General features: G+C 64.1%; 7 protein-coding genes. All 7 read left to right on the forward strand.

The genetic code is table 11. The annotated features are described in order from the left end of the window. The first annotated feature begins 67 nt into the window (after positions 1–67). The 7 genes from G3I42_RS25495 to G3I42_RS25525 all read left to right on the forward strand — a co-directional run bounded on the left by G3I42_RS25495 (position 68) and on the right by G3I42_RS25525 (position 14,914). Positions 68–1,588: a class I SAM-dependent DNA methyltransferase gene (locus tag G3I42_RS25495; protein ID WP_164289680.1), complete on the forward strand. Its 1,521-nt coding sequence runs from the start codon at positions 68–70 to the stop codon at positions 1,586–1,588. Next, entirely contained in the window at positions 1,585–2,733 is a 1,149-nt protein-coding gene (locus G3I42_RS25500) for a restriction endonuclease subunit S (protein ID WP_164289682.1), read from the forward strand. The genes G3I42_RS25495 and G3I42_RS25500 overlap by 4 nt, the downstream gene beginning before the upstream one ends. A 62-nt stretch (positions 2,734–2,795) precedes the next feature. Further along, positions 2,796–6,257: a DEAD/DEAH box helicase family protein gene (locus tag G3I42_RS25505; RefSeq protein WP_164289684.1), complete on the forward strand. Its 3,462-nt coding sequence runs from the start codon at positions 2,796–2,798 to the stop codon at positions 6,255–6,257. A gap of 1,326 nt (positions 6,258–7,583) precedes the next feature. Next, positions 7,584–9,062, forward strand: a complete 1,479-nt coding sequence (locus G3I42_RS25510) for an ATP-binding protein (protein ID WP_164289686.1) — start codon at positions 7,584–7,586, stop codon at positions 9,060–9,062. 47 nt (positions 9,063–9,109) lie between these two features. Beyond that, complete coding sequence (locus tag G3I42_RS25515) at positions 9,110–11,899, forward strand: Z1 domain-containing protein (RefSeq protein WP_164289688.1); 2,790 nt, start codon at positions 9,110–9,112, stop codon at positions 11,897–11,899. After that, positions 11,896–12,903 (forward strand): PD-(D/E)XK motif protein, encoded by a 1,008-nt coding sequence (locus G3I42_RS25520; protein ID WP_164289690.1) that lies wholly within the window; start codon positions 11,896–11,898, stop codon positions 12,901–12,903. The genes G3I42_RS25515 and G3I42_RS25520 overlap by 4 nt, the downstream gene beginning before the upstream one ends. Beyond that, positions 12,896–14,914 (forward strand): AIPR family protein, encoded by a 2,019-nt coding sequence (locus tag G3I42_RS25525; protein ID WP_164289692.1) that lies wholly within the window; start codon positions 12,896–12,898, stop codon positions 14,912–14,914. Before G3I42_RS25520 ends, G3I42_RS25525 begins: the two co-directional genes overlap by 8 nt. Positions 14,915–14,930: the final 16 nt, after the last annotated feature.

The raw sequence follows: 14,930 nt of genomic DNA on the forward strand, positions 1-14,930 counted from the left end.
AGCCTGGCGCACTGCACCGACTACCGATCGGCCGCCATGTGTCAGAGGGACACGCTAGCCTGCTTGCGTGATTACAGGTGAGCTGAAGAGCAAGATCGACCGACTCTGGGGCGCCTTCTGGTCTGGCGGGATCTCCAACCCATTGGAGGTCATCGAGCAGATCACCTACCTGATGTTCATCCGGCGCCTGGACATCCTGGAGCAGGCCAAGGAGAACAAGGCCAATCGCACCGGACGGCCGGTCGAGAACCCGATCTACACGGACGACACCAAGGTCCTGCGCTGGTCGGTGTTCATCAACGAGTCCCCCGAGAACATGCTCACGCGTGTACGAGACGGCGTCTTCCCTTGGCTGCGCACGCTGGGCGGTGAGGACTCCACCTACGCGCACCACATGAAGGACGCCCGCTTCACCATCACCACCTCGAACTTGCTCGCCAAGGCCGTCGACATGATCAACGGCATCGACATGGGCGACAAGGACACCAAGGGCGATCTGTACGAGTACATGCTCGGCAAGATCGCCACGGCAGGGCAGAACGGCCAGTTTCGTACGCCCCGGCACATCATCCAGCTGATGGTGGAGATGATGGCCCCGCAGCCGGGCGACGAGATCTGCGACCCGGCGTGCGGTACGGCCGGCTTCCTGGTCTCCTCCGCCGAGTATGTGGAGCGCACCCATCGCGAGGCGCTGCTCGTGCCGGCCCAGCGGCAGCACTTCAACGAGAGCATGTTCCACGGCTTCGACTTTGACAGCACCATGCTTCGCATCGGCAGCATGAATATGCTGCTGCACTCAGTCGAGAACCCCGACATCCGATACCGCGACTCGCTTGCGCAGAGCGCGGCGGGCGAGGTCGACCGGTACTCCCTCATCCTCGCTAACCCGCCCTTCGCTGGCAGCCTTGACTATGACTCGACGGCGGCCGACTTGCAGAAGGTGGTCAAGACCAAGAAGACCGAGCTGCTGTTCCTTGCGCTGTTCCTGCGCCTCCTCAAGCCTGGTGGTCGGGCTGCGGTCATCGTGCCCGAGGGGGTGCTGTTTGGCTCTAGCAAGGCACATAAGGAGCTGCGGAAACTGCTTGTTGAAGGCCACAAGCTGGACGCGGTGGTAAAGCTGCCAAGCGGCGTCTTCAAGCCGTACTCGGGGGTGTCAACAGCGATCCTGTTCTTCACTAAGACCAACAGTGGAGGCACGGATAACGTGTGGTTTTACGAAGTCATGGCAGACGGTCTTAGCCTTGACGACAAGCGTACCCCGCAACTGCCGGAGGACAAAGTTGGGGCGCTGGTCGATAGCGATGCGTTGAGCGAGTCCGAACACGCCAGGAATAACCTGCCCGACGTGCTTTCACGTTGGAGACGTCGCAACGGCAGCGAGCAGAACCGGGCACGGACCGATCAGAGCTTCTGCGTACCTAAAGCTGATATTGCCGACCAAGGATACGATCTGAGTCTCAGTCGGTACAAGGAGATCGTCCACGAAGAGGTTGATCATCAGACACCGAACGAGATCATGGAAGAGCTCGCTCAGATTGAGGCAGAGATCCAGCAGGGTATGAGTGAACTGAAGGGGATGCTGGGATGAGTCTACCTTCGGCTTGGTCAAGGGTTACGCTTGGCGAAATCTGTGAATTTAAATACGGAAAGAGTTTGCCTGCGAAATCGCGTATCCCCGGAGACTTTCACGTATACGGATCAAACGGAGTGGTCGGAACCCATGTGAAACCTTTCACTTCGGGTCCCGTGGTCGTGATTGGCCGAAAGGGGTCGTTTGGTGAGATTCACTATTCAAAGAACCCTTGTTGGCCGATCGACACTACCTATTACATCGATGTGAATTCGACGCAGTGTGATCTGAAATGGTTGTCCTATGTGCTGCCGTCTCTTGGCTTGACTACCCTGAATCGCGCAGCCGCGATTCCTGGGCTCAATCGTGAAGACGCTTACCGGCAGCCCCTGTCTTTGCCCCCGCTTGCCGAGCAGCGCCGCATCGTGCAGGTGCTGGAGCGCGTAGACGCACTCCGCTCCAAGCGGCAACAAGCTGTTGCTCTCCTCGACCGCCTCACTCAGTCCATCTTCCTCGAAATGTTCGGCAACCCGCGCGAAAACCCTAATGGTTGGCCTGTGGATAGCCTGGCCAATCTGGCTGACTCGGATGACCGAATCAATTACGGTGTCGTCCAGCCGGGTGATGATTTCTCGGAGGGTGTCCCTCTTGTGCGCGTAGGCGACCTCTCCGGCGGGCGAGTGGACCGCTCCGCAATCAAGAGGATCGCCCCTCAGATCGAGGCGAAATATTCGCGGTCTCGTCTCCGGGGGAACGAAATTCTGGTTGGCTGCGTCGGTTCTATTGGATCGGTCGCTCTTGTGGGTAAGTCTGATGTCGGGTCTAATATTGCGCGTGCTGTCGCGCGGATCCCGATCTCGGACGTTCCGCTGCGAGAGTATTTGGCCGAGCATCTTCGCTCAGCGAGCGTTCAGCAGTACTTCAGGGATGAACTGCGCACGGTTGCGCAGCCCACTCTTAACATCAAGCAACTTTCAGAGACAGTTGTCATGGTTCCCCCTGTGAAGGTGCAGGTGGATTTCGGGACCCGAATTGCGGAAGTCCGTAGGCAGAAGCATAGGCAGTCGGTGCATCGCTCCTTGCTTGATTCCCTGTTCATCTCGCTTCAGCATCGCGCATTGCGTGATGAGCTATGGGTGAATGCCGATCCGATTACCGCCTGAACTTTGGTACTCACGTACCGCTTCGTCCTGCTCTCTGCCCCCAGTGTCGAAAGGTTACTTCCGTGAGCAACTTCGGGTTCCTTCAGGCCGAGTGGCCTGAGCTTCACCGCGAGGCCGTGCACGCCGAGCGACTGTCCTACGCGGACCCCAGGGCATCCGCGTTTTACGCGCGGCGGGTGCTGGAGCTTGCGGTGACGTGGATGTTCGAGGCGGACGACACGCTCAAGCTGCCGTACCAGGATGACCTGGCGGCGCTGATTGCCGAGCCGACGCTGGTGAAGGTAGCTGGCCCTGCGATCCGGGCGAAGATGGACGTGATTCGGCGGCAGGGCAATGCCGCCGTACATCGCAAGACGCCCATCGCTCCGAAAGACGCGGTGCGCACGGTCGCCGAGCTGTTCCACGTCCTGTACTGGATGGCCCGCACTTACACCCGCGACCAGGCCCAACTTCCCGCGTCCACTCTCGCGTTCGACACTGCGCTGATACCGCGGCCCGTCCCGGCCGAGGTGCGGATCGCCAAGCAGGCCGAGCTGAAGGCGCAGGCCGAGAAGTACGCCGAGCAGGATGCCGCGCTGGCCGCCGAGCGGAAGAAGAATCAGGACCTCGACGCAGAGATCGCCCAGCTGCGTGCACAGGTCAAGGCGGCCAAGGCAGCGAACGAGGCGCAGCCGGACACTCACGACTACAACGAGGCCGAGACTCGCTCGCTCATCATCGACCTCCTGCTCAAGGAGGCCGGCTGGGCGCTGGACCAGCCGAGGGACCGCGAGTACCCGGTCACGGGACTGCCGACCTCGGCCGCGCCTTCCGGCAAGGGCAAGGTCGACTACGTTCTGTGGGACGACGACGGCAAGCCCCTGGCCGTCGTCGAGGCGAAGCGGACCACGCGCGACCCGAAGCAGGGCAAGTACCAGGCGACGCTCTACGCCGATGCTCTGGAAGCGCAGTTCAAGCAGCGGCCGGTGATCTTCTACACCAACGGCTATCGCACGTACCTGTTCGATGACCTTAACTACCCGCCCCGCGAGGTCCAGGGCTTCTACACCAAGGACGAGCTGCGCCTCCTGATCCAGCGCAGGGCCAGCCGCCGCAACCTCGCCAAGCTGCCGATCAACGAGCAGATCGCTGGCCGTCACTACCAGTCCCGTGCAATACGACGGATCGCCGATTCCTTCGAGAAGGATTCGCTGCGCCACGCTCTGCTCGTGATGGCGACCGGCTCCGGCAAGACCCGCACCGTGATCGCGCTCAGCGACCTGATGATGCGCGCCAATTGGGCCAAGCGCATCCTCTTCCTTGCCGACCGCAAGGCCCTGGTCAAGCAGGCCACCAACGAGTTCAAGAAGCATCTCCCCGGTGCCAACCCGGTGAACCTGCTGGAGGAGAAGGACCCGCATTCGCGGGTGTTCGTCTCCACCTACCCGACCATGATGAACCTGATCGACCAGACCGACGCCGATGGGCGGCGCATCTTCGGCCCCGGCTTCTTCGACCTGATCGTTATCGACGAGGCGCATCGCTCGATCTACCAGCGATACGGCGCGATCTTCGACTACTTCGACTCGCTCCTCGTCGGCCTGACCGCGACGCCCAAGGACGAGGTCGACCGCAACACCTACCGTCGCTTCGAACTTGAAGACGGCGTGCCCACCGACGTCTACAGCCTGGACGAGGCCGTGGCCGAGGGGTACCTCGTGGCGCCGCGGGCCGTCGATGTCCCGCTGAAGTTCCAGCGGGGCGGCATCAAGTACGACGACCTATCCGACGAGGACAAGGAGAAGTGGGACGAGACGGAGTGGAATGAGGACGGTGACGTCCCTGACGAGATCACCACGGAGGAACTGAACAAGTACCTCTTCAACGCGGACACCGTCGACAAGGTCCTGCAGACCCTCATGACGCACGGCCTGAAGGTCGACGGCGGCGACAAGCTCGGCAAGACCATAGTCTTCGCCGCCAACAACCACCACGCCGAGTTCATCGCCGAGCGGTTCGACAAGAACTACCCGCATCTCAAGGGTGCCTTCGCGCAGGTCATCACCTACCGCAAGGAGTATGCCCAGAGCCTGATCGACAAGTTCTCCGACGCTGCGGAGCTTCCCCAGATCGCCATCTCCGTGGACATGCTGGACACCGGCATCGACGTCCCCGAAGTCGTCAACCTCGTCTTCTTCAAGCTGGTGCGCTCCAAGACCAAGTTCTGGCAGATGATCGGCCGTGGTACCCGCCTCGCGCCCGACCTCTTTGGCCCGAACCGCAGCAAGGACGGCTTCCTGGTCTTCGACCTGTGCCAGAACATCGAGTTCTTCAACCAGAACCTGATGCGCGCCGAAGGCAAGGTCGCCCCCTCGCTGAGCCAGCGGATCTTTGAGCGCCGAGCGGACCTGCTTCTCGCCCTCGATGACAGCTCCGTCCGCGATCGCCAAGCAGCTGCAGTGATCGCTACGCGGCCTGAGTCCGACGGCACCGTCAGCGACTCCGGTCTGCGCTGGGATCTCGCCACTCGACTGCATGACGAGGTCACGGCGATGAACCCGGAGAACTTCCTGGTCCGCCCGCACCGCGAACAGGTCGAGAACTTCGCCGACTTCGACGCCTGGCTGGAGTTCACGCCCGACGCGCACGGCGAGGTCATCGACCACCTCGCCGGACTCCCGACCGCCTTCCGCGACAAGGGCGACGCCGGCGAGGAGGCCAAGCGGTTCGACCTGCTCGCGCTCCGCCTCCAGCTGGCCGTCGCAAACGGGGACCCGGGCTTCACGCGGTTGCGGGATCAGGTCAGGGAGATCGCGTCCGCCCTGCTCGATCAGTTGACCATTCCCGCGATCAAGGCCCAGCAGGTCCTGCTCGACGAGGTCGCGGGCGACGAGTGGTGGCAGGACGTGACGCTGCCCCTGCTGGAGACCATGCGCCGTCGTCTGCGCGGCCTGGTACGGCTGATCGAGAAGACCAAGCGCGGCATCGTGTACACCGACTTCGAGGACGAGCTGGGCGAGTTGACCGCTGCCACGCTCACCGGCATGGAGATCGGTACCGACCTCACCCGCTTCGAGCAGAAGATCCGTATCTACCTGAACACGCACCAGGATCAGCTTGCCGTCCAGAAGATCCGCCGCAACAAGCAGATCACGGCTCTGGACCTGTCGGAGCTGGAGAAGATCTTCGTTGAGGCCGGCCTCGGCACCACCGCGGACATCGACTACATCAAGGACGCCAAGGGCGGCCTCGGCCTCTTCCTCCGGTCGCTGACTGGCCTGGAGCGAGAGGCGGCGGCTCTGGCCTTCGACACCTTCCAGCAGGGCAAGGCGTTCACGGCCAACCAACTCCGATTCGTCAACGAGCTGATCGACTACCTGGCGCGCAACGGCACGATAGACGTTGACGCGCTGTACGAGTCGCCGTTCACCGCGCTCGCCCCGACCGGCCCCGAGGCGATCTTCCCGGAGGCCGAGGTGGACGTCATGGTGTCCGTCATTCACTCGATCCGCTCGACCGCCGTCGCCGACGAGGGCGTGGCGTAGCCAGCTCGGTAGGGAGGAGAAGCAATGCGCGCAGAAGTCACTGAGGACTGCCCCGGAACTGGGCAGCGGGGGCGTATGGACGAGAGTGCCTCAGGTGACGAGTGGTACGTAGTCTGCCCTGTCTGCGGGATGAAGTGGGCAGGAGGCAGCGCCCTCATCGACCCGCACAAGGACTGGCGGAAGCGCTGAGAATCCGCTCCGGGTTGCGTGAGCGGTGCGTGAGCGGACGGGTAAGCATCCAGCAGGCTCGCGTGTCATGCCTGCGAGGTCGGGAAGTCTCTGACCAGGCAAAACCGGATTGAAAATGATCACGGGTCATCCCTTGTCACGATCATGCAGGCCCTCGTAATGCGTAGGTCTCGGGTTCGAATCCCGAAGGCGGCTCAGCGAAACCCCAGGTCACATACGCCGTGACCTGGGGTTTCTTGATGTTATTGACCTTGGAATCTGGGCAAATCGGGCACTTACTGTCTGTGCATCGTAATGCGTAGGTTGAAGGTTCGTTTCTGTGATGAGATCGACGAACCAAGGCTCTGAACTGGTCTTTTGCCTGCCCGTAGGGGGAGGTCAGGCTGGCGCAACGGGACCCGGTGGACAACCGGTGGACAGCCGTGCGTGAAAGCCCGTCAGATGCTTTCGTCATTCCTTGACCAACGGGTGAAATTCACCGGTCTCCGAGGAGGCAGCAGGCGGCGTCGGGACTGTTTGGTTCTGACATGCATCGATAGCGAGGAAGTCAGATCGGATCACGGGCGCGCGTGTGCGCGGAGGTCGTAGAGGATGCGCACCGGCGAGCCGAGTGCATGGCCAGCCGGCTTCGAGCGCTGTCTCCCACTGCTAAGTCAGCCCGATCATGAGGCGCTTTTCCATGCCAAGGGTGACAGGGGCGTAGCCGGTCCTGCCCGTTCCCGTCTGCTCGGTCGACCAGTTGCGCAGTGACGCAGTCGCAGTGCTGGGACCCGCCCGGAATACCGGCCCCGGCGAGGCGATACCGCTGCCGGTCAGCAACTCGTACGCGCCGTGAATCCGCACGGAACGGTCGGACGGATCCGGACGGGTGATCTTCGCGTCCTCTGCCCAGGCAACCAAGCGGCGTACATGTTGTTCCTCGCGAAGCTGGCGGACAGCCCTCCACAGAGATCACCTACGTTAAACGAGACCCGTTCGGTAGGATGCTCCGAACGGGGGATTTCGGCTGGCGTGGGACGAGTTGCAGCACGCTCACCACGCGAAGCCCGAGAAGTCCTGCCGCATGCCGCTCCCTGGAGCACACAGGCGAACCGACCGCACAGGACTGACCGGATACACCGGGTACGGAGCGTGAAGATGGACTTCGACGTTGCCGCTCCCGACCCTGCTGGCATGGTGGCGTCGCTCAGTTCGCTCGGTTACTCGCTTCCCGCTGCCGTCGCAGACCTTGTGGACAACAGTGTCTCGGCTGAGGCCCGGAACATCGACGTCGACTTCACATGGGACGGACAGAGCTCCTGGATCGCTGTGACGGACGACGGCAGGGGGATGACGGAGCCCGAGCTTGTGACCGCCATGACGGTGGCGGCCCGCGGTCCGTCAGCCGAGCGGAGTGCCACGGATCTCGGCCGTTTCGGTGTGGGGCTGAAGTCCGCCTCGTTCTCCCAGTGCCGCAAGCTCACCGTCGCCACGGTCAGGGACGGAAGTTGGCACGTCCGGACGTGGGACCTTGGCGTCGTGGAGCACTACAAGGAGTGGCGGCTCCTCCGTGACCCCGGCGATACGACGACCACCACCCTGCTGCGTCGGATCGCGGGAAGCATGCAACACGGGACCGTCGTCCTGTGGGAGCAGCTCTCCGGCTACCACAACACCGCCGTGACCAATGACGACGAAAAGACGCAGGCCCAGTTCTACGCGGAGGCGGAGCGTACCGAAGCCCACCTTGCGATGGTCTTCGCCCGTTTCCTGCAGCGTCCGGCCCGGTGCCGGATTCGGGTACGTGGCTCCGACCTCTCCCCGTGGGACCCGTTTCTGTCCAAGCACCCGTCGGTCCAGCGGATCCCCTGGGAGCCTCTACCGCTGGGATCGGAGTCGGTGCGCGTGGAGCCCTTCGTCCTCCCGACGGCACAGCGGCTCTCGGAAGCCGAATACGAGTCGGCTGCCGGGCAGAAGGGATGGCTGGGACAGCAGGGGTTCTATGTCTACCGCCGTGACCGCCTGATCCTGGCCGGTGACTGGCTCGGGATCCGCGGCCTCCGGCGCGAGGAGAAGTACAACCTCGCGCGGATCGCTGTGGACATCCCTGCGGAGGCCGACACCGACTGGGGCGTGGACGTGCGCAAAGCGAGCGTCGTTCCACCCGTCTCCTTGCGGCGTCACCTGGAGAGGATCGCCAGGTACACGCGCGAGGCGGCCTCCCGCTCCGCACGACAGCGTGGTCAAGTCGTGTCGCGGGCGCACGGTGACCCCCTCAAGTTCGCCTGGAACGTGAAACGCGACGACGGCCGGATCGTTCTGCGCATCAACAGAAAACACCCCTTGGTAAAAGCAGCGATGGACGACCAGGGCGGCAACCCGGACGTCGTCCGCTCGATGATCCGCCTCCTTGAGGAGTCGGTCCCGGTCACGGCGCTCCGCATGCTCCACGAGACAGACACGGTCGACGACCCCGAACCCTTCGGCGGTCCGGGGCCGGCCGCTCCGGAGACCGTCGACATCGCCCGCCAGGTGTACGAAGCACTCCTTGAGCAGGGCCGCTCGCCTGAGGACGCCCGGGCAGTACTCAGCTCCATGTCCCCCTTCGACGAGCAACAAGGTTTCTGGAACTCCTGACACCTGGTAGTCCCCACGCCCAACCGACCCGGCCGCAGGAGGTCGCTGTGAGCACCACCCCCGAAGACAGTCTCGAGAAGGCCGAGCAGACCGCGGTGCTGCTCCTGCCCGGTGACCGCCCGGCAACGCCGGCCGAGGTGGACTTCGCCGTGAACACCGCGGTCAGCATCCTCGCTGCCCAAGGGATCACAGTGGAGCGGGACCAAGTGCGGAAAGTGCTCGAGGCCCGGGCCTCCGTGTTCCAGGCCGATTCCTCCGCAATGAAGGACGACGACGGGCACGTACCTTGGCTCGCCGATGCGAAGGCCGACCGGAAGTGGGACTTCTGGGACCGCTACCGGCGCTACCTCCTGACCGTCTCCAAGCTCCCGACGCAGGTCGTACGCCGACTCGACCAGAGCACCGACGACGTCCTCGGTGAGCTGGAAGACCCTCAGCGGGAAGGCGTCTGGCGCCGGACCGGGCTCGTGATCGGACAGGTCCAGTCTGGCAAGACGGGGCAGTTCATCGGGCTCGCCGCGAAGGCAGCTGACGCCGGCTACCGGCTCATCGTGGTGTTCGCCGGGATCCACAACGACCTGCGGAGCCAGACGCAGCTCCGTATCGACGAGGGGCTCCTCGGGTTCGACACCCAGTACCAGTTCCGCTCGGACGACGACGCGCATCGTCATATCGGTGTTGGCGCGATGTCGCACGGCAAGCGTCTGAAGGCCGCATCGCTCACCACCAGTCACGAAAAGGGGGACTTCGCCCGCAAGACGGCGGTCTCCGCGAACGTGCCGGTGGGCAGCGTTCCGGTGGTCCTCGTGGTCAAGAAGAACCGGCGGATCATCGACAACCTGCGGGACTGGGTGATCGACAACCACGGCGTGGAGGACCCGGAGACCGGCCGGATGGTCGTTCCCGACCTCCCCTTGTTCGTGATCGACGACGAAGCCGACAACGCCGGGGTGAACACCTCCAAGGACCCCGACACCAACCCGTCGGCGATCAACAAGGCCATCAGGCGGTTGGTCAACAGCTTCACAAAAGCGTCCTACGTCGGCTACACCGCGACCCCCTTCGCGAACATCTACATCAACCCTGACACGGAACATGACGAGCTCGGCCCCGACCTCTTCCCGGAGAGTTTCATCCGCACCCTGCGGGCTCCGTCCAACTACCTCGGCCCCGAGCGGGTGTTCGGCCTGCAGACCGACGGAGACGAGGAGGACATCGAACCGCTGCAGCTCATAAGGCACGTCAAGGACACGGACCTCTGGGTGCCGGACAAACACAAGTCGCACCACCAGGTACCCGACTTCCTGCCCGAGTCGCTGCAGCGAGCTATTCGGTCCTTCGTCCTCACCTGTGCGGCACGTCGAGCACGGGGGCAGGTTGCTGTGCACAACTCCATGCTTGTGCACGTGACCCGCTTCACAGCCGTACAGCAGCAGGTCCGCGACCAGATCGACGCCCATAGGCGCCTACTCTTCGACGTTCTACAGGACCGGTTCAGCAGTGCCCGGCAAGAACTCGAGGAAGAGCTGCGGGAGCTCTGGGATGAGGACTTCGTCCCCTGCACCGAGGACATGACCGGGGGCAGGCTCGACTGGGAGGACGTCGAACCGCATCTCCACGCAGCCCTTGCGAAGATCACCGTCATGGCTGTCAACGGTGCCGCGAAGGACACTCTCCAGTATTACGAGCGCCGGGAGACCGGCCTGTCGGTCATCGCCGTGGGCGGTGAGAAACTCTCCCGCGGTCTGACCCTCGAAGGGTTGTCGGTCAGCTACTACCTGCGTGCCTCCAAGACGTACGACACCCTGCTGCAGATGGGTCGCTGGTTCGGCTACCGTCCCCACTACGAGGACCTGTGTCGGCTGTACACGACGCGTACGCTGCAGCGCCAGTACGCGGAGATCACCGCAGCCACCGACGAACTCCGGCGCGACGTCGAGGAGATGGCCGCAGTGGGACTCACCCCACGCGAGTACGGTCTCAAGGTCAGGACCTCGTCGCTCGGCCTCGGCATCACGGCCTCCAACAAGATGAGGCAGGGCACACGTGTCCGCCTCAGTTACTCCGGTGAGCTTCCCGAGACGACCATCTTTGACCTTTCCGAGAAGGTGGTCCGCCACAACCACGATCTGCTCGAAACGTTCGTCGCGCGGCTCGATGCGCTCTCTGCCGGGAAGGTAGACGAGCGGAGCGGGAGCATTACCTGGAGTGGCGTCGCAGCCTCGGACGTCACCGAGGGTTTCCTCGACTCCTACCTCACCGACCGGCAGGCCCAACGGGTGCGGCCGGCCTTCATCGCGGAGTACGTACGCCAGTGTGCCAGGCAGGATGAGCTGGGCAACTGGACGATCCGCCTGGCCAGCCGACTGCCCGAGGGAGCGGCGGCCGAGATCGCAGGCCATTCCGTCGGCCTCATCACGCGCAGCCACTCCAAGTCCTCGGACGTTGTTCCCGGCCGCTACACGATCAAGCGCGTACTCAGCCCCGCCGACGAACTCTGCGACCTGACCGACGAGCAGAAGGAGCGCGCGCTGAAGGACACGAAGGAGGTCGCGAGGGGCAAGCTCAACAGGAAGGGCGAGCCCCTCGACCCCGACACTCCCCGCGGTCGGCCCCTGCGTAACCAGCGCCGCTCTGACCAGCCGTTGCTTCTGCTGTATCCCCTCAGCCCTGCCGAGGTGGCCAATTCGTCGGGAAACCCCGAGCCGGTCGCCCCTCTGGTCGGGTTCGCCATCAGCTTTCCGTTCTCCAGCCACCAGTTGAAGACCGAGTACGTGGTGAACGACATCTGGTTCAAGCAGGACATGGAGTTCGGCGACTTCGAGGACGAAGAGTGATCGACGAGAGTGTGTGGCAGGAGCTGGAGGCCCACCAGCAGACTCCGGGCAGGTCCACCCGGCGGCTCTACCCCGACTCCCTGCACGACATCCAGGTGTCGGTGACGCACCCTGCCCTCCGGCGGATGCTGCTGCTCGGCACCGACGCTAGGACCGCCGACACCGTCCGTCAGGAGATCCACGAACTGACGGCCACCCGTGGCCTGCAGCTCAACCTGTCGTCGGTGTCCGGCAACCACTACGAGCTCCAGGTGGTGCTCACCGACGACGAACTCACCGAGGTCTTCACCCCGCTCGTTACCGACATCGCAGAAGTGGTTCGGGACGCACCGACAACCGAGACGGCGGCGGAGGCCGCGGTTCGCCGCTACGTCCGGTGGCAGCAGCTGCTGCGCTCCGTATCGCGCGACGGCCTGTCCCGACAGGCCCGGTGCGGTCTCTTCGGCGAACTACACTTCCTCCTTGAGTACGTACTTCCGGCTGTGGACCAGCACACGGCCGTCAGCTCCTGGACGGGCCCTCGGCAGACGAACCAGGACTTCCAGCTGCCCGGCGCCGCGGTCGAGGTGAAGACGACCACAGCCCGCTCTCCCCGGACGGTCCAGATCGCGAGTGAGCGGCAGCTGGACACGGCCGACTCGACGCCCCTCGCACTGACTCATGTCGTCCTCGACGACCGGCAAAGTGGGCTCGGCAAGAGTCTGAACGCCTTGGTGGACGAGATACGGGCCCGTCTGACCTCACCGTCCGCCGCCCAGCGCTTCGAGAGTCTGCTGGTCCAAGCTGGCTATCTGCCGAATCAGCGGGACCTCTACGACCACGATCGTTACACCCTGCGTCGCAGCGAGTTCTGGACGGTCGGGGAGGATTTCCCTCGCATCATCGAGGCCGAACTGCCGCCTGGGGTGGGCAACTGCACCTACACCATCGACGTGTCGGCACTGACCGCCCACAGCGTGACCGCCGAGACACTCGTCGACATGATCCGAGGACCCCATGGCTGAGCACGACCTCCACGACTACTCACGCGCGCTGGTGACCGACATCCAGGCGCTGGCGGACGCCGAGGACGGCTCGATCCCGAACACGTTCACCCAGCACGTACTCGAGATCCTCGAGGAGGCCGGGGTGGTCACCGACGCTGCGCTCGCCTACCACTCCTCCCGGGGGCTGGAGATCTACGGCTACGGTCTGCCCGAGGACGGGTCCAGCCTCGATCTCTACACCACCGACTTCAACCTGACCCCGATGAGCAGCAAGCTGACCAAGGCCGAGTCCGACAGGCTCTTCCGCAGGCTGTTCGCGTTCGTGGGCAAGCACGCGGCCATCCGCCCCAACCAGGAGGACAACACCGACGTGCACGACATGTGCGTCGGTGTGGATAAGGCACTGTCGAACGTTCCGAAGATCCGGCTCTTTCTCCTGAGCAACCGGGTCAGCACGACGAGTGCCCCGGGACCCGGGGAGTTCAAGGGGATCCCTGTCACACACGAGCTCTGGGACCTTGCGCGGCTCCACAGGCACGAGACCTCCGGGAGCCTCGGCGAGCCCATCAAGGTGACCTTCGAGCGTCCTCTTCCGTGCCTGGCGGCGCACAGCGACGAGCCGAACTACTCGGTCGTCCTGGCCGTCATCCCCGGCCGGCAGCTTGCCGAACTGTACAAGGAGCACCGGACCCGGCTGCTCGAACTCAACGTCCGGTCCTTCCTCCAGACCCGTGGTGGCGTTAACAAGGGCATCCGCGAAACCCTGCTGAAGGATCCGAGCCGCTTCCTTGCCTACAACAACGGCGTGACCGCCACCGCCTCGGACGTGGACTTCGAGACCGACGAGCACGGCAGCCCCGTCGCCATCAGGAGTATGACCGGCCTTCAGATCGTCAACGGCGGCCAGACCACCGCCTCGCTGCACCACGTCCTGACTCATGACAAGCGGGACTTGGACGGGGTCCACGTGCAGATGAAACTCACGATCGTCGATCCCGCGTACCTGTCCGAGATCGTTCCGAGGATCTCCCAGTACTCCAACACCCAGAACAAGGTGACGTTGGTCGACTTCAGCTCGAACCACGAGTTCCACGTCGCCTTCGAGCGTGTCTCCCGCAGCCTGTGGGCTCCTGCGACCGACGGCAGCGGTCAGGAGACGCGATGGTTCTACGAGCGGGCGCGGGGACAGTACACCGACAAGTCCGCCGAGCACGAGACCCGCGCCGCCCAGCGCAAGTTCAAGCTGATCACGCCGAGCCGGCAGAGGTTCAGCAAGTCCGACCTGGCCACCTTCGTGCACTCCTGGGAGCAGCTCCCGTACTGGGTGAGTCGCGGTGCCCAGAAGAACTTCGCCCACTTCATGGAGCGGATCGAGAAGTCCGATCCCGTCGTGGACGCGCAGTACTGCAAGCGCGCCATAGCCACCGCCATCCTCTTCCAGGCTGCCGACCGGATCGCCCGTGCGCACTCTGCCGGCAGCCACAAACGACTGATCACGACCTACACGGTCGCCCGGCTCTCGCTCGCCGCCGAGAAGCGGATCGAGCTCGACAGGATCTGGAACGAGCAGGGCACCACGGACGCCTTGGAGCACGCCCTCGACGAGCTCTGTCCCTTGATCATGGAGACGGTGATCTCCGGCGACCGGCACGTGTCGGAGTGGGCGAAGAAGCCCGACTGCTGGGACGAGGTTTCCCGCATCCCGTGGACGCTCCCCGATGCGCTGAACGCCGAACTCACGGCTGAGCCCTTCGAGATCGCCTCCCCCGAGAGCACCGAGTCCGACGAGGCCGAAGCCGCCGTCGAGGACACCCCCAGCGAGGAGTGGCAGGCTCTCGCGGACTGGGCCCGCGAAGGCCGGCTCCTGCGCGCCGTGGACAGGCAGCTCGCCGACCGTGTCGCGCAGCGGCTCGCCCAAGGGCGACGGGTGACCGGGGCCCAGGCCAGGCAGGCGATGGAGGTCTATGAAGAGGCCCTGCGGCATGGATTCCACCCCGTGTCCGTCGGCCTCGACGACGAGACCGCGTGAGGGCGGCAGCCCCGGG

Origin of the sequence: Streptomyces sp. SID11385, from assembly GCF_010548245.1 — a bacterium.
Lineage (GTDB): Bacteria > Actinomycetota > Actinomycetes > Streptomycetales > Streptomycetaceae > Streptomyces.